The organism is Prevotella sp. LCP21S3_D2 (genome assembly GCF_052118345.1).
In the GTDB taxonomy this organism is placed as follows: domain Bacteria; phylum Bacteroidota; class Bacteroidia; order Bacteroidales; family Bacteroidaceae; genus Prevotella.
The window spans coordinates 73,519-89,697 of record NZ_JBQKHJ010000009.1 but is presented as its reverse complement, the minus strand read 5'-3'; the positions used below and the strand labels follow the sequence as shown (position 1 = coordinate 89,697).

Sequence of the window (16,179 nt, the reverse complement as noted above, 5' to 3'; positions counted from 1 at the left end):
GGCTATTTCCTATGGCTATAGCCGATAATCCTGATGCAGGTTTCTATTCTTCTGCCAGGAAATAAACCGGAGCATTGCGTGAACCTTCTTTAATCAGGAAACCGGATTTTTCCAGTTGCTTCAACCAGTTGAGTGCAGTCTGTTTGCGGATATGAAATTCCATTTCCAGGGTTCTGCGGTTGATGGAGCGATGGCTTTTCATATACTCTCTTATTTTCTCCTTCAAGGTATCTTCAGAGAAAGGGTAGGAGCGGGAAGTATATTGCGATTTCTCGAAATGAGTATGATGCTTCACCTGTTTCAGCAGGTCTTCATTGGGGCGGAACTTGATGCCCCTTACGCTAACGTAGTCGGCTCTCACCTTGCTGTCAGGCTTCAGTTCATCCATATCCAGATTTACCGAGAGTGAGAGGTATCCGATTTCCGGGATGTTGATACGCTTTCCATCCTGCAGGTCTTCTTCGATAATGTCACGCAGTTGCATGAAGACAGTAGCCACTTCTCCCTTTCCCAAACAGCTATGTTGGGCTATTCGTTCTATCATCTGCTTGTCTGTCATCGCAGGTTGCTCAAAGATATGGGCGAATCGGCGTGTCTCTTCATTTCCTCCAGCATTGGGAAGATAATGTATTTCATATTTTATAGCCATAGTTTTCTCAGTTTTATGTCAGCAAGAATAAAATGTTCTTGTTATCACCCATTATTGTCTGGTTGACGTCGCAAAGATAAACAATTATTCTGAGAATCAAGAAGAAAAGAGGAAAGAAATACAGATAGAATTTGGAAATACTGTGATTGGCGGTTTGAAATGACAGAAATAGTTGTTGGAAAAGATAGGATAAGTTGTCGTAAGAGATAGGATAAGTTGTTGGAAAAGATAGGAATAGTTGTCGAAAGAGATAGTATCGTCAGCCGCACAACAGCTGTTATGCAATCGCACATCAGCTGTTGTGCGGTTATCTGCCACGTGTTGTGCGCTCGTAAAGCGGCTGTTGTGCAGTAATTTTTGTAACTCCCTTTATCATATTGCAATCCCTTCCCTTGTTACATTATGATTAAATAAGGTATGACGGTTTTCTTCCCATTCTTTTTGTGAGAATAGGACAGGATTGATAGTTTCATCAATATCCCATCCTAATTCTCTTAGTGGATAGGAATACTTGTCGTAATCTTGCAGAGTGACCTTTGGCTTGTCGAGAAGAACAAGAATGTCCCAATCGCTTCCTTCGTGTTCTGTACCTCTGGCGCGAGAACCGAAAAGGATAGCCTTTGCGTGAGGGTCTATCTCATACAATTGTTGTGCATCGCTTCTATAATTTGGTTCTTCTTCATACGCAATCATTCACTATTTCACCGCAAATTTATATACTCATTTTATTCAAGTTTCGCAAGTGAGGGAATTGATTGAAGTTAAAGAAGTTGTCACTCCCTACGGTCGTTCGGGAAGTTAAGGGACAATTGTCTTCTAGCGTAAAACGTAGGACATTTGTCCCTTAACTTCCTTCTAACTTCCCTAACTTCACTTAACTTCCCCATATGCGAAAGTTCAGTCATTTTACGCCTTGTTGGCCAATGGCGCTGCCTGGGTATAGACTCTTGCGCCAAGCTCCTTGTCGAGCATGTATAGACCATAGCCGTTGTCCTTGATCATGCGAAGGTTGTCGATGATGTTCTGGGCGTTCTCCTCTTCCTCCACCTGCTCATCTACAAACCACTTGAGCATGCTCTGTGTGGCATAGTCATTCTCCTGGGTAGTGAGAGCGAAGAGGTTGTTGATGAGGGAGGTAACCTTCTGCTCGTGTGCCAAGGTTGACTCGAAGACATCCAATGGATTCTCCCATGTGGTAGGAACGGCATCTATAGCCTTCAATTCCACGTGACCGCCACGCTGGATGATGTAATTGAACATAATCTTGGCATGGTCTTGCTCCTCCTGAAACTGAACCTGGAACCAGTTACCCATACCTGGGTTGCCGTTGGCATGGCAATATGCCGCCATAGACAAATATAGGTAAGCTGACCACATCTCTGCATTAATCTGGGCGTTGAGCGCCTCTTCTACTTTCTTATTTAGCATGGTTTTCTAAATTTAATGGGTTAGACTTTTTGTTTGTACCATATATGAAGAATGGCAATTCTTTGCCTTTTCTTGCAAGCACATCGCAAAGTTACGGCTTTTATTTGAAATGACAAAAAATATTAAGAAAATTTTAATCTTGGAAGATTCAATTTCTGAAAGTATGGTTACTCAACTTTCGTACACGCGAAAGTTGAGTTAATTATCTATAATAAAACAATACCATAGAGCAATACTGCGTTAAATTAACATTTAATCGTCTGTAAATCAATAACTTATATTAAGAAATGCTTATGAAAACTTAACTATAAAAAGTTGGTCAAGTCGCTGATTTTCTGTAACTCATTAAGCGTTACCGCAAGGAACTTCTCAAACTCTCAACCCTCATTGTTGCAGATGCTTACTTCTCTACAAGTACATTTGTTAATGGGATAAAGAAAGAAGGGTTCTCTTTGATAAGCCGCTTTCGTGACAATGCTTGTCTCTTTTATGTCTATGCTGGTCCACGTACTGGAAAACGTGGTCGCCCCAAGACCAAGGATGGCAAGATTGATATGAAGAATCTTGACCTCACTCGAATGGAGAAGATGGAGATGAAAGATATAGAAGGAACAGCTTATACTTTGATAGCCTATTCCAAGGCACTCAGGTGTAAAGTTAGACTTGTCATCTGGCAGATGCCGAATGGCAAGAAGAAACTATTCTTCTCTACAGACACCTCACTTTCGGGTGAAGAGGTACTTCTTTATTATAGAACCAGGTTCCAGATCGAATTTTGCTTTCAATGCTTCGTTCACATCACTAATGTTGCCAAGGTAACTATGAAGGAGATGGGAATGGAATATTCTATGTCTTTATTCAAGTCACTGATGACCAACATTTATCTGGTGAAACGAATTTTTAAAGCAAGTGGGTACACCCCGAACCGAACTTTAATTAGCAAGATTTTCAAAGATCTCTCGTGCTTACAGCGTATAGCTGCTTAGCACATTATTGAATTATTAACGAACTATTGTTATTTGATATATGCAAATAATCAAGTGCTTTTATCTTCTTTGAAAACTGTTTTTATACAATCCCAAGAGGCTCGTGAGGATATCTTCAAGGCTGATTAATATGCCCCTAAAACCTTCCAGTCGTCTATGAGTTTGAACAATCGGGGCATGGCTGGCTTGTAGCTGTCGGGATAGGTGAGAGAATAGACGAAGAGTATTCTGCCACTTTTGATGAATTTATCGTAATGACTGTAGCCATCTACTCTTACTCCGTTTTCATAGACAGGACCGGAGAGGATGAATGCCTTATTCGATGCCTGCATCGTCCGCTCCGAATGAAGCTTCTGGGCTAGAGAATCTGCACAAGCCTGGAGGGTGTTGCTATTGTTGGGGGTAACGTAACTCTCCAGGATGATGTTGGCATGATTAGTGAATGAGAAGCGGGCATAGCCCTGGTATCCCGATACCGAAGTATCCTCCTGCTGGAAGAAGCAAGGATACTTGATAACGTAGCCGAAGTCAGGGTCATTGTATTCCTTCATGGGTGCCATCTCTACCTTGGTTTTGAAATCCGCCATCGGTGTATGCTGCTCTTTCGTAACCTCATGGTGATAGTTGATGATGAAGTTTATCATCATCAGCAAGACAACTGCTATCAAAAAAAACTTCTTCATATCTTTGCTTCTTTTGTATTTTAGCTGCAAAGGTATGAAGAAGATGGGAAACTGCCAAATAATAAGTATGACATTTGGCTGACATTTCTGAACTTATCTGATAATCAGTCGATAAGACTTGCCTCTTTCCGATTCAATCATGAGGTTGCTATTCTGCTCAATCACCGGTTTGATACGGCGAATCAAGGTATAGAGCGTTTCGCTGGCATCCGGTTTCTTGGGCCAAAGAGCATCACATATCTCCTGTTTGGAGAGTTGATGATGTGTATTGTTGAAGAAGAGTTGCATCAGCTGGTGCTGCATCGGAGTAAACTTGATGGCTTGTCCGTTTTCCTGATTGTAGAAGGAATCCTCGTCTTGAGAATAGCACATGGTGCCGAACATATCAGCCTCATGATTCCAGGGTTGTTTTCTGAGATGATAGTATAACGATGCAATAGCCCAAATCATAGCCATGAGAGTAAGCGTCAAAGGTGTCCGCTGGTTGCTCATGCAGAAAACATCTGCCATCGAACAGTTAGCATAACTTTGGATAGAATGCTCGTTGAGAAGCATCTCTTTGCTGCTGAGCTGGTTGGCGCTATTTACCAGTTGGGAATTGTTCTTGCCTCTTCTTCTGTCTTCCATCACATAGCAGAGATTACTGGTCGATTTCAGCAGGTCGATGCTGAGATGTGAGCGGTAGCTCTGGATGGTATCAGGCGTAATCCATTGATATTTATTTTCCTGAAGAGTCAGAGCCAAAGCTTTGTTCATATCTTGTACAATGGCATACTGTGCCTTGCGGTAGTTGCTTACGCTGGAGAATGCCGCAGACATCACAAGGATGGCAAAGATGAGGATGGAATGATATGCTTTCAGTTTCATATTATCTATTCTGTTTAAATGATATACTGTTTAAAGATTCAAATGCAAAAGTACAGAAATTCTATGAAAGATGGTATAAAACTAGATATAATATTCGTTAATTGATAAATGTCAGACTCATGTCAGCCATATTTTTCGCTTCGGTCTTCTCTTTTTGATACCTTTGCAGCAGAAAACAAGTTTTAGAAAAGTATATGATGACAATGAAGAAAAGTAAATTGTTAACAGCTATGGTGATGCTGTGGGCATTGATCTCTTGTGCAGAAATACGTGCCCAGGAGATCCAAAAGGTATCGAATGATTCTATAGCCTTGCAAGAGGTTGTTGTGAAGGCGGCACGAGTAGTCAACAAGGAAGATGGCAAGTTGATATTCCCAAGCGATATTCAGAAGCAGCGTTCTTTTTCTGGCTTTTCGCTTTTGGGAAAGTTGGCTTTGCCTCATATCAGGGTTGATGAGGCTGGCCGTTCCATTTCTGCTACCGATAATAAAGGAGAAGTGCAGATTCGTATCAATGGCATTCTCGCCAATATGCATGACATCCAGATGCTGGATGTAGCTTCTATTATGAGTGTAGATTATATCGATAGCCCTGGTGTAAGATATGGAAAGAATATTGCATACGTGATAGATATTCATACCCGCAGGGCTTCATCGGGTGGCAGTTTGGGCTTCAACCTGACCAATGCGCTAACTACCAAGCTCGGTTCTAACGATGTCTATGCATCCGTCAATAGGGGCAAGAGTCAATTGAATATTTTATATGAGCAGACTTATGTGGATAATAAGGCATCCGAATATAATGAGGATGCTCAGTATCTTCTACATGATGGTTCTGAGTATCAGATATCTCGAAAAATCATGAATGGGGCAACTCAAAATTATGGTAATACATTGCAGTTGAAGTATAATCTGGCTGATTCTGCCTTATATGTATTCCAGACAACGCTTACCACGGATTTCAGCAATCAGCCTTATACATCGAATGAGATGTGGTTTTCTGAATCTGGAAAGCCTGCGTATCCTGTTTACAGAACCAGCAAGGGTAGGGATTTTACTCCTGCTCTCGATTTGTATTTCTATCATCAGTTGGGCAAGCATCAGTCTTTGTCGGCAGATGTTTTGGGCACTTATATCCACACCAAAGGAGCCTATTATGAAGGTGAGGGCGAACCCTATCAATATCAGGTAGATGGAAAGACCTATTCGCTCATAGCCGAGGCTATCTATGAAAACCGGTTGAAACCCTTTACTTTTTCTGCAGGAACCAACTTGAACTGGAAATATATGGATAATCAGTATTTGGGTGATGTGGTTAGCGAGAATGGTATCCGTTCATTGGGTATTTATGGTTTTGCACAAATCAAGGGAAGTTTGGGACAATTCAAGGAAGGAACATCCCGTTTAACTTATGTGGCTGGCTTCGGGTTGAGTAATCAGTCTTATCGACAGGGAGATGAGGAATTTAGCTTTTGGCTTTGTCGTCCGAAACTCACATTGGCTTATTCCTTGACATCTTCGTTTCAGATCCGCTTGGGAAGTGAATTATCACAGCATATTTCGCAGATAGCTATGATTTCGGATACCCGTATTCGAAAGAATAGTATGGAATGGACTGTGGGTAATCCTTCGCTTAAGCCTAACAGTAGATATGAGAACTGGGTGGTATTCTCTTTTAGTAAACCAAGGATAAATACTGATTTTACCTTGAATTATCGCATCAATCGTCATTGTAATTTGGCGAAATACACCCGCACGGAAGATGATCAGTTTCTTTATACCCAGGCGAATCAGCCCCATTGTAATATGTTGTATCTTACGAATGATACCCGGTTTGACATTATCCCCGACCACCTTATATTATCTGTGAACGCAGGTATTTACCGTTTTTTCAATAAGGGCGATGAGTACAGTCATTGTTATACCGCTTATAATTATGGTGGAACATTACAGGGATATTGGGGAAAATGGACAGTGATGCTGTATGCTGATAACGGTTGGAACTTTATGGAGGGAGAGAACATCGGGCATAATCCTCCTTCATTGGCAGCCTCAGCCAGTTATCATATAGGTGATTTCGATTTTACGCTCTATATGCATAATCCGTTTATGGCTCATCCGAAATCTTATTCAGCAGAAATCGTCAACGCCTTGCTCCGTAAGCAGGTTCGTGGTTATGACAATTCGGGAGGCAATTTGTTCCGTATCGGTGTTGCCTGGAATATCAATCGGGGAAAGGAATACCGTAAGATACAGCGGAATATCAACAATGAGGAGCGCGAAACGGGTATCTTGAAATAGTTGGCTTTGCTTTCTATATGGGTTGCATGGGCAACAGCCGGAATTTATTTCTTCCCTTTATTGATGATATAAATTCCGGCAGTAGCCAATGCGCCTGCTATCAGATACTTCCAGTAGAAGGTTTCGCCAAGACAGAGACAGGAGGTGATGGCTCCTACTACGGGGATGAGCGAATTGTATATCGCTACCTTTCCTACGGGATTGCAGCTCAATAGTTTGTTGTAGAGAGCGAAACTGATGGTTGAGATGGCAATGAGCAGCAGAAGGATGGTGATGCCCCAGAAGCTGATGACTGGCAGATATCCACCCATTAACAATGCAGGAATCACCAGCAAGGCTCCACCGATGCTCAACGAATAACCGGTTCCTACGAAAACATCCACCCTCTTGCTCAATCCTCGGGTCAGCAGGGAAGCACTGGCTCCACACAGGGCATTGAGGATAATCATACCATCGCCCAGGAATGTGAAACTTCCGCTTTCCTTTCCGCCAAGGTTCAAGGCAAGGATGCCCAGGAAGCCGATGATGCATCCCAATGCCTTTCGCCACGTCATCCTGTCGCTCTTGAAGAAGATGCAGGCAAAGATAACCACCGTGAAGACGCTCATCGAATTGAGTATCGCCGAACGTGCTCCTGCATTATGCGAGAGTCCGAAATAGAAGAAAGCATAATGAAGGGTGGTGTTGAGGAGTGCATAGAGGAGAAGGAACCAGACATTCTCTTGAACAGCATTCTTTTTGAATCCGAATTTACGATGCGAGCTTCTGGCGATGGCCAGGATGATGATGCCGGAAATGAAGAAGCGGATGCCTGCAAAAAGCATCTTGCTTCCGGTCATGTCTGCTGTAATCTGATATTCCTCCATTCCCATTTTAATCAATGGGTAAGCCCATCCCCACGAGATAGCAGCCGTAAGGGCGAACAGGCTTACCCATACCGGGCGCTGAAATATACTGAGTGTATTTGTTTCTTTCTTTTCCATTATAATTTAATTGGTATTCCCTTGCTTCTGTGTTTGCTAAATGGCAATCTACAAGTCCCCCAGATGTCTTTCTATAGGAATACCGCGGTTCTTGTCCTTGTCATTCTTGTTGATGTCTATCCAGTTGCGCAGGGTATCCATGGCGATGCGGGTGGCATGGCGAAGATGATCGCCATCCTTCAGTCTGCCCACGATGATGCTGGAGAAGATGTCGCCGGTGCCCGGGAACTGAACAGGGATTTCTTCGTAGGGCAGGAGGAAATACTCTTCTGTAAGATGATTGAAACCTACCACGGCATGCTGACCCTCTACGATGCACGAGGTGATGAGCACGGAGTGGGAACCGATGGCTCTCAGTTTATCTATCAGTTCATAGGCTTCCTTCTGCGAGATTCCCTCTTCCTTGTATTCCGAATCCGTCAGCAGGCAAGCCTCGGTATAGTTGGGAAAACAGAGATGCGATACGCTCAGCATCTCCTTCATGCATCTCACGGTACTCTCACTGGCTCCACCATAGAGCTTGCCGTAATCGCCCATCACGGGATCCACATAGATGTCGGTGCCCAGTGCTGCCTGTTCTCTGCAATAACGTGCCACCAGCTTAGCCTGACACTCCGAAGCCATGAAACCCGTGGTGATGGCATCGAAGTGAATGCCCAGTTCATTCCACTTCTGCAAGGCTTCCTCGATATACGAAGTGCATTCCAGAATGGCATACTTGCCGTATGGGAAGGTGTTGCTGATGAGCATGGTGGGCAGATTGAACACGTCGAGTCCCATATAAGAGAGGATAGGCATCTGAACTGCGGCAGATACCTTTCCGTAGCCACACATATCGCTGATAACAAGGATATTACTTTTCGCTTTCATTCTTTCTTTTTTCTACTTGCTTTTCTTTCTTATCCTGATTATCTCTTAATAGCTGGCTGTACACTTGATGCCCAGTGCCTCTACACGGTCCTTGATGGCATCGAGAACTACCTTTGGTGCCTTTTCCAGCAACTTGTCTGGTGTTTCGCGGGCGATGGTATAAACCATTACCTGCTGAGGCTGGATGTCTTTCACTGCCTCCAGCCAAGGAGCTACGAAATGCTCGCTGGTATTGTCCAAACCGTCACCTCTCAGGAACATGGTCTGGATGATGACGTGCCCCTTGAACATCTTCAGATATTTGATCACATCCTTCACGTCGTAGTTAGGCTGCTGAGGGCGGTCCAGCTTCTTGATGTAATCCATATCCACGGTATCCAGTTTCAGGATGTTGTTATCCACGAGCATCAGCGCCTCTCTCACTTCCTCCTTATATATATAGGTGGCGTTGCTGAGTACGGATACTTGTGCTTCAGGGAAATATTTCTTGCAGAGTTCCATCGTATCTTCCACGATTCCCTTGAAGTCTGGGTGTCCCGTAGGTTCACCGTTTCCTGCGAAGGTAATGTCGTCCAGAGGCTGGTTGTTGTCGTGGCGCTCTTTCAGAACCTTCTCCAATCCTTCTCTTACCTCCTCGCGGGTAGGGCGCTTCTTCTTAGGACGGAAGTCGGCGTTGAATCCGCATTCGCAATAAACGCAGTCGAATGAGCAGACCTTGCCATCAGATGGCATGAGGTTGATGCCCAGTGAAACTCCCAGACGGCGGGAGTTTACCGGACCGAATATCGGTGATGGATAAATAATCGTTGACATAATCTTATTCTCCTTTATCTAATCTATTCTTTACTTTGGTAATACCTATTTTTATACCAATCTTATTTACTTGTTCGTAATTTGGTGGGCAAAAGTACTAAAAAATGTTGGAATGAACAAATAAATCAACTGAAAATCGATTTATCCTTACCATTTGTCTTTTATCTCTGATAGATTGTGTACTTTTGCATTCCAATCCGGGGAGAATCTTGGTGATTTCGGTTCGGATTTAAAGGAAAAAACAAAAAAGTTGATGTTTTGCTTAGTTTTTCGCTTGGCTCAACTGTATAGATAGTATATGAACAGAAAAAAGGACATAGAACAGTTATTCCGTCAGCATTATGTGAAGATGTACAATCTGGCCAGATGCATTCTTTCGGATGATGACGAGAGCAAGGATGTGGTGAGTGAAGTATTCGCCCAGATTCTTGCCGATGATGTGGTTCTGGTGCCTGGGAGTGAGGATGGTTACTTGATGCGGAGCGTACGCAACCGCTGTCTCAACCTGATAGCTCATAAGAGCATGAAGGAAAGGGTGGCGAAGCTGCTGCTGGATGATGCCGACGTGATTCTCTCAGAAGAGACCGATGAACGGCTCGACCGGCTGATGCTTCTCATCGAAGACCTGGAACCGCCTATCCGGCAACTCATTTTCCGTCTGCGCTATCTTCAGGAGAAATCTTATCAGGAGGTGGCTGATGAAGTGGGAGTGAGCAAGGTGACGGTATTCAATCATCTCTCGAAGGCGATGGACTGGATTAAGGAACAATTTAAATGAGCAAGACAATGACAAACATGAGTAAAGAAGAAAAGCGGATGATGCTCTTTGACATGCAGGAGCATCCCGAGAAATATACCGACGAGCAGGTGGAGCACCTGCTTGCCGATGAGGAAGTGAAGGAGTTCTTCCATGAACTGGCGATGGCGAGAATGGCTGGCAAGAAAGCCAATCCGAAGGAGGTGGATGTGGATGAGGCTTGGAAGGAGTTTGTTCAGGCTCATCACGAGGATAAGATGTCGATAGATGCCGGCAAATCCAAGGGTGCTTATCGTAACCGGATGAAGATTGCTGCATCCATCGTCGGCATCATCTTCCTTTCGGGGGTAGCCTTGGCTGCGATTCACAATGGCTGGTTGGGGTTCCCGGCTTCTGATCAGACAGCGGATAACAAGGCTGCGACAGAACAGCTGGCAACAACCCAGGCGCTGACGAACGACAGTCTTCGTGCTGCAACAGCAGAGAACAAGGATTCGCTTGATATGAAGCCGGTGGTGTTTGATGATGCTGAATTGGGAACCATCCTGGCTCAGCTATCCGGTTTCTATCATGTCAAGGTGGAGTATGTGGATGCCGGTGCCCAGCACATCCGTCTCTTCTTCAACTGGAACAAGACGAAGACTTTGGAGCAGAACCTGGAGATTTTGAATGCTTTCGACCGCATACAGATAGAGTATATTGACGGTACATTGTTGGTGAAATAAGATAGGAGGATATATTTATGAGAGATTTTTGGAAACCAATGCCCGTTAGCGGCAAGCTTATCAGAGAGCTTCTTCTTCTCTTCCTGCTGTTTGGGGTTCAGCAGTCTTATGCCCAGCGCATTACCCGACAATATAATAATGTGTCGTTCTCTGCGGCGTTGAAGGATTTGAATGCCCGCCAGCATAAGTACACCATCAACTTCGTGTATGATGAACTGGAGGATTTCAGGGTAACCAAGAGCATCAGAAACCAGAGTGTTCCAGATGCCATCATGCAGCTGATAGGATTCTATCCCATCAGGATGACGCAGGTGGAGGATAATATCATGGTGGAGTGTATGCAGAAGACAACACTTCGTTATAAGGGACGTATTATAGATGAGAGTGGCAATGCTGCCGAATATGCAAATATAACCTTGTTGTCGCCCATTGATTCTACGATCGTAGGACATGGTGTGAGTAATGAGAATGGAAGTTTTGTCATTCCTTGTAATTCCCGGAAAGTCTTAGCCCGTATTACATACGTTGGTTATAAGACAATCAACCGTATATACGGCAATCCGGAAATGGGAATCATCAAATTGCAGCCTGAAACGATGATTATCAAGGGAGTTGTAGTGAAGGGTGAAAGACCTCAGTATAAAATGTCGCCTGGAGGAGTGGAGGTTGCCGTAGAGCATACCTTGCTTTCTAAGATGGCAAACACTTTTGATGTCCTGAACCTGTTGCCCCGTGTCTCTGTTGATGGACAAAAGATATCCGTGTTTGGAAAAGGCACACCGATTGTCTATATCAACAACAAGCGAGTGAATGACAATAATGAGATTGTAAACATCACTCCCGACAATATCAAGTCGATTTCCGTGATTACAAGTCCAGGTTCAGAATATGATGCCGAGGTGGAATCGGTAATTCGTATCCGTACCAAAGAGCGCCATGCCAATGGGTTCAGTTTACGCGCGGATGCTTTTGGGAAATACAACAAATGGATGTCGGATTACGAGCTTGTCAGCGCCCGGTATCAGACCAAGAAATTCGAGATAGCCAATAGTTTATGGATGAGGGGCTATCATATTGGTGAGGATAATCTTCTGAACACCGATATCAATTTGCCCGACAAGCATTATCACAACGACCAACATATTCATTCGGATACTAACAACCGCTTCTTGTCGGAATATCTCTCAGCCGACTATTCACTCAACGACAGCAATTCCATTGGTGGCTCTTATCGCTACTATGGCATGTTGAATGGCAGGACGAATAGTGCAAGCCAACAGGATGTGTTTCTGAACGGTGTGGCACAGGGTAGCATTCAGCAGAATGGGGTTATAAAACCTCATCTCGGTTCACATCAGGCGGACATCTATTATGTGGGAAAGATAGGGCAGGTAGGCATCGATTTCAATGCCACATACTATGCGGTTAATGACAGACGTAGTGATGAGAGTATTGAAAGCAGCAAGGAGTTGGGCAATCAGGAGGTACACTCAAGCAATCGTCAGAATAGCGATATGTGGGCAGGCAAGTTGGTTGTGAATATTCCTCTGTGGAAAGGAAATATGTCTGTAGGAACAGAGCTGTCGAAGACCGACTCTCATGGAACGTTCCTGAACGAAGAGCAGTTGGTGCCATCTACAGAGACGGATATCCATGAAAGAAATGTTGCTGGCTTTGCACAATATGAACTGTCCCTCAGCAAGTGGACCATTGGTTTGGGTATGCGCTACGAGAATATCATTCGCGACTATTTCTCTGGTGGAGTCAAGCAGGATGATGTGAGCAGAAGATACAGCAACTTCTTTCCTAACCTCAGCATATCATGGAACAAAGGTAACTGGAATTGGCAGTTGAATGTTAACGAGAAAATAAGTCGTCCAAGTTATCGACAGTTGGGCAACTTCATGCAGTTTGACAACCGTTTCCTTTATGAAGGCGGAAATCCTACCTTGCAACCGGAGAAGGTGTTCAATGCTGAGGCAATGATGATATATAAATGGCTGAATGTTTCCGCAGGTTATAAATACCTGAAGGATGTGATAGAGTGGACCAAGTATATCTATCCTGGAAAGGAATTTGCTTATAGTACGTCGTTGAATTTCGACCATAAGCAGCTGCTTTATGCTTCTGTCAATGTTTCGCCAAAGCTTGGCATCTTCCGTCCTACGTGGGGATTCTATTATAACCAGCAGTTTTTCGATACCAGGAAGTATGGCGCCAGCAAGGCATTAAGCAGACCTTTGCTGTTGTGCTCGCTCGACAATAATTTTGCTCTTTCAGAAACGATGAACGCGGCTATCAGCCTGAATGCAGCAACACCCAATGCAGATGGATTTCTTATGATGAAGAGTAATTACAGCGTCGATCTGCGGTTCGACAAGTCGTTTGCCAATCGCACATGGATCATTTATCTTTCTGCAAATGACATCTTCAAGACTACAAAGGAACGTTGGACGATGTATGGACAGGGTTCGGGTACCATGAAAGACTGCTACAACTATACTCGTAGCATCTCCCTGCAGGTTACGTATAATTTCAATGCCAAGCGCAGCAAGTACAAGGGTACTGGAGCTGGTAATGAAGAAAAGAGCCGCTTGTAGTTTTTGTTAGGAAGAAACTCTCTTAATAAACAATGAATATATGACAATCGGTCAAGCGAAGGCAAAAACATATTGGCTTGCTCTTTGCTTGACCGATAAAAAAATCATACACATATTTCTAAATCCTGATGGACGACATTTAATATAGGAGCTTGGAGAGCATCCTCAATAGATACAAGAGTGTCTATTGTAAAATTATGTGTTCCCCGCATCCATTTGCTTATTTCCGCTTCCCGTTTTCCGAGTAGAATGGCTAGGTCTTTCTGCTTCATCCCTTTAGAAACCAGAATGTCATGTATCCTATCTACGATTTGGAAAGACAAATCTACAGACTTGCGAATCTCAGGATCAACATGTTTGCGGCGTTCTTCTAAAATCTTACTTCTTTTCATTTCTTGTAAAGTTTAAATTTCCAATTATTTCTTTGTCAACTAATACAATTGTTCCATCTTTAATTCTCGATTGAATGAAACGACTTGTATCTATCAAGAGTTTTACATAGGGAGCTAGTGTTGTACTTTGTTGCCAACTTTTAGCATCTTTGACTCCTCCGTTTCCGAAAATCAGAATATTGTTAGATAATCTGATACAGTAGAGTTGAATCTTGTTACCAATATCTATTGGGATAACTCCAACACCATCTCCATAGTGGCCTTCCGGACGGAAATAACGTTCCAAAGCTCCTCGTTCGGAGATTTTGTCCAACCATGAAATGACAACATCTATTTCTTCATCGTAAGAACATCCTTCTGGAAATTTCTCAAAGAAATTTTCAAATTCAGAGAGTTCTTCTCCTTCAAGATGAATACTATAGAAGTTTATATCTTCATACTCTTCTATAAGCTCTATGTTGTACTTCTGTTCCATAAGCTTAACTTTTAAGTTATTTCGTTGCAAAGATAATACAATCTTCTTTAAGTTGTTTATAAATTAACTTAAAAATGAAGAGAAGATATGTTTTTTAACTATAATTTATTAGTCTTATAATGAAATTAGGATTATCTTTGCATAGGTTTTTCAAAAAAATAGAAGATTTCTTCATTTTAGGGGTAATTGATTTCAGAAAAGCTTGTATATAAGAGTAGAAACAAGAAGAAAATGACGTGATGACAGAAGAAAATGAACAGCGGATGGAACGGCTGTTCCACGACCATTACGAGCAGATGTATCGCTTCGCCTTTGCCTTGCTCCATGATAATGAGGAGGCGAGGGATGTGGTGAGTGATGTGTTCTCCAGATTGTGGGATAAACAGCTGGTTCCAGACCGGGCTTACCTGATGCGGAGCGTGAAGAATGCCTGCATCAATCTCATAGCCAGAAAGAAGAGAGATGAAAGACTGAAACGGCTTCTTCCTCTCTCGGAAGAGAAATTGACGGAGGAAGAACCTTCTCGTCTGGAAGAACGATGGCTGGCTGCCGTGGATTGCATCGACCATGACCTGACCGACCAGACTGCTTCCGTCATCCGATTGTGCTATCGGGAAGGAATGTCGTATAAGAATACGGCGGAGAAGCTGGGCATCAGTGTCTCGGCAGTGAACAAGCATATCGTAAAAGGTTTGCGAACGCTCAGAGAAAAGTTGAAAGGCAAATAATCCGCCAGTCGTTCCGACAAGATAGTCTTTGCCGCAAGAAAGTCTTCCGCCAGGTGTTCCGACGGATTTGCAATCCGTCGTTAAAAAAGGTTCGACCTCTTTATTTTGCGGATTTACAATCCGCTTATACAATAACCCTAAAATGAAGAAAGAAAAGAAAATGAAACATGAATTATCTGACATAAATCCTCAGAAGATGGATTCTCAGAAATGGGATATGCTCCTCGATCTCCTGGAGCATCCAGAAAAGTATTCCGAAACCCAAAAGGATGAACTTCTGGGCGATGAGGAAGTGAACGAACTCTATCAGCAGTTGGTAGAGACCCGACAGTCTCTGGATTTCGCCAAGTCGAAGGAAAAGATGAAGATGCCTTCGATTGATGCAGAATGGGAGAAGCTGAAAGATGAGATGAAGCTGAAAGAAAAGCAGCAGAAAGAAGAGATGAGTCAGAATGCAGAAACCCAGCAAACCGCCAAGCTGCTTCCTCTCTGGAGCCCGATGAGAAAGGTGGCTGCCGTTGCAGCCGTCCTTGTCGTCTCCGGCATCACTTTTGCTGCTATTCATCTGGTAACCCGTTCTCATCAGGCATCAGAAAAGAACAATACCGAACTCGTGGCATCCCAAAAGGATTCTATCCAGCAGGTTTCTGCTCCTCAGAAATCCAACATAGAAGAAAAGGCAGATTCTGCAAGTCTTGCCCAGCTCCCATTGGTTTACGAAAACGCTGAGCTTCAGAATATCCTGACTCCTATTGCCGGGCATTTCAATCTCCAGGTAACTTATCAGAACGAGTCGGCTCGCCATATCCGTCTCTTCCTGCAACTGGAGAAGAACATGAGTCTGGATGATATCATCGAACTGTTGAATCATTTCGAGAAAGTGAATATTCGTCATGAAGGTCAAACTTTAATCGTGGAATAAG

Annotated in this window: 17 protein-coding genes; 7 read left to right on the top strand and 10 right to left on the bottom strand. The window is 43.5% G+C overall.

What is annotated here, in order from left to right:
- Nucleotides 1-43: 43 nt before the first annotated feature.
- The 3 genes from ACTQ16_RS08030 to ACTQ16_RS08020 all read right to left on the bottom strand — a co-directional run bounded on the left by ACTQ16_RS08030 (nt 44) and on the right by ACTQ16_RS08020 (nt 2,077).
- Entirely contained in the window at nt 44-649 is a 606-nt protein-coding gene (locus ACTQ16_RS08030; protein ID WP_153125195.1) for an HU family DNA-binding protein, read from the bottom strand.
- 372 nt (nt 650-1,021) lie between these two features.
- On the bottom strand, nt 1,022-1,342 hold the full coding sequence (locus tag ACTQ16_RS08025) for a nucleotidyltransferase domain-containing protein (RefSeq protein WP_441933338.1): 321 nt from the start codon (nt 1,340-1,342) through the stop codon (nt 1,022-1,024).
- A 213-nt stretch (nt 1,343-1,555) separates the two neighbouring features.
- Nucleotides 1,556-2,077, bottom strand: a complete 522-nt coding sequence (locus ACTQ16_RS08020) for a ferritin (RefSeq protein WP_134843744.1) — start codon at nt 2,075-2,077, stop codon at nt 1,556-1,558.
- Between the two features lie 452 nt (nt 2,078-2,529).
- Here ACTQ16_RS08020 and ACTQ16_RS08015 point away from each other — a divergent pair, with 452 nt between their 5' ends.
- The gene (locus ACTQ16_RS08015) at nt 2,530-3,063 is read left to right on the top strand and encodes a hypothetical protein (protein ID WP_441936912.1); all 534 of its coding nucleotides are present in this window, start codon (nt 2,530-2,532) and stop codon (nt 3,061-3,063) included.
- Nucleotides 3,064-3,188: 125 nt separating this feature from the next.
- Here ACTQ16_RS08015 and ACTQ16_RS08010 read toward each other — a convergent pair whose 3' ends face one another.
- Nucleotides 3,189-3,746 (bottom strand): hypothetical protein, encoded by a 558-nt coding sequence (locus ACTQ16_RS08010; RefSeq protein WP_441936910.1) that lies wholly within the window; start codon nt 3,744-3,746, stop codon nt 3,189-3,191.
- Between the two features lie 93 nt (nt 3,747-3,839).
- On the bottom strand, nt 3,840-4,613 hold the full coding sequence (locus tag ACTQ16_RS08005) for a winged helix-turn-helix domain-containing protein (protein ID WP_441936909.1): 774 nt from the start codon (nt 4,611-4,613) through the stop codon (nt 3,840-3,842).
- 203 nt (nt 4,614-4,816) lie between these two features.
- Between ACTQ16_RS08005 and ACTQ16_RS08000 the strand changes: the two genes are divergently transcribed.
- Nucleotides 4,817-6,913, top strand: coding sequence for a hypothetical protein (locus ACTQ16_RS08000; protein ID WP_295347892.1), 2,097 nt, complete (start codon nt 4,817-4,819; stop codon nt 6,911-6,913).
- Between the two features lie 44 nt (nt 6,914-6,957).
- Here ACTQ16_RS08000 and ACTQ16_RS07995 read toward each other — a convergent pair whose 3' ends face one another.
- Genes ACTQ16_RS07995 through ACTQ16_RS07985 form a run of 3 tightly spaced genes read right to left on the bottom strand, consistent with a single transcriptional unit; the run spans nt 6,958 to nt 9,579 of the window.
- Nucleotides 6,958-7,896, bottom strand: coding sequence for a DMT family transporter (locus ACTQ16_RS07995; protein ID WP_441936907.1), 939 nt, complete (start codon nt 7,894-7,896; stop codon nt 6,958-6,960).
- Between the two features lie 48 nt (nt 7,897-7,944).
- Nucleotides 7,945-8,766, bottom strand: coding sequence for a bifunctional hydroxymethylpyrimidine kinase/phosphomethylpyrimidine kinase (locus tag ACTQ16_RS07990; protein ID WP_441936906.1), 822 nt, complete (start codon nt 8,764-8,766; stop codon nt 7,945-7,947).
- 45 nt (nt 8,767-8,811) lie between these two features.
- The gene (locus tag ACTQ16_RS07985; protein ID WP_295347878.1) at nt 8,812-9,579 is read right to left on the bottom strand and encodes a radical SAM protein; all 768 of its coding nucleotides are present in this window, start codon (nt 9,577-9,579) and stop codon (nt 8,812-8,814) included.
- Nucleotides 9,580-9,877: 298 nt separating this feature from the next.
- On the opposite strand from ACTQ16_RS07985, the gene ACTQ16_RS07980 reads away from it, so the two are divergent.
- From ACTQ16_RS07980 to ACTQ16_RS07970, 3 genes are read left to right on the top strand one after another with little or no spacing between them, the layout of a single operon-like run.
- Nucleotides 9,878-10,357 (top strand): sigma-70 family RNA polymerase sigma factor, encoded by a 480-nt coding sequence (locus ACTQ16_RS07980; RefSeq protein ID WP_441218911.1) that lies wholly within the window; start codon nt 9,878-9,880, stop codon nt 10,355-10,357.
- Nucleotides 10,354-11,061 carry a DUF4974 domain-containing protein gene (locus ACTQ16_RS07975; RefSeq protein WP_441936904.1) on the top strand — a complete coding sequence of 236 codons (708 nt, stop codon included), beginning with the start codon at nt 10,354-10,356 and terminating at the stop codon, nt 11,059-11,061. The genes ACTQ16_RS07980 and ACTQ16_RS07975 overlap by 4 nt, the downstream gene beginning before the upstream one ends.
- 17 nt (nt 11,062-11,078) lie before the next feature.
- A complete protein-coding gene (locus tag ACTQ16_RS07970) occupies nt 11,079-13,661 on the top strand; it encodes a TonB-dependent receptor domain-containing protein (RefSeq protein WP_441936903.1) in 2,583 nt (860 codons plus the stop codon).
- Nucleotides 13,662-13,765: 104 nt separating this feature from the next.
- Here ACTQ16_RS07970 and ACTQ16_RS07965 read toward each other — a convergent pair whose 3' ends face one another.
- Nucleotides 13,766-14,053 (bottom strand): helix-turn-helix domain-containing protein, encoded by a 288-nt coding sequence (locus ACTQ16_RS07965; protein ID WP_441936902.1) that lies wholly within the window; start codon nt 14,051-14,053, stop codon nt 13,766-13,768.
- Complete coding sequence (locus ACTQ16_RS07960) at nt 14,040-14,528, bottom strand: hypothetical protein (RefSeq protein WP_441936901.1); 489 nt, start codon at nt 14,526-14,528, stop codon at nt 14,040-14,042. The genes ACTQ16_RS07965 and ACTQ16_RS07960 overlap by 14 nt, the downstream gene beginning before the upstream one ends.
- A gap of 239 nt (nt 14,529-14,767) precedes the next feature.
- Here ACTQ16_RS07960 and ACTQ16_RS07955 point away from each other — a divergent pair, with 239 nt between their 5' ends.
- On the top strand, nt 14,768-15,256 hold the full coding sequence (locus tag ACTQ16_RS07955; RefSeq protein WP_441936899.1) for an RNA polymerase sigma factor: 489 nt from the start codon (nt 14,768-14,770) through the stop codon (nt 15,254-15,256).
- Nucleotides 15,257-15,416: 160 nt separating this feature from the next.
- A complete protein-coding gene (locus ACTQ16_RS07950; protein WP_441936897.1) occupies nt 15,417-16,178 on the top strand; it encodes a DUF4974 domain-containing protein in 762 nt (253 codons plus the stop codon).
- Nucleotide 16,179 lies beyond the last annotated feature (1 nt).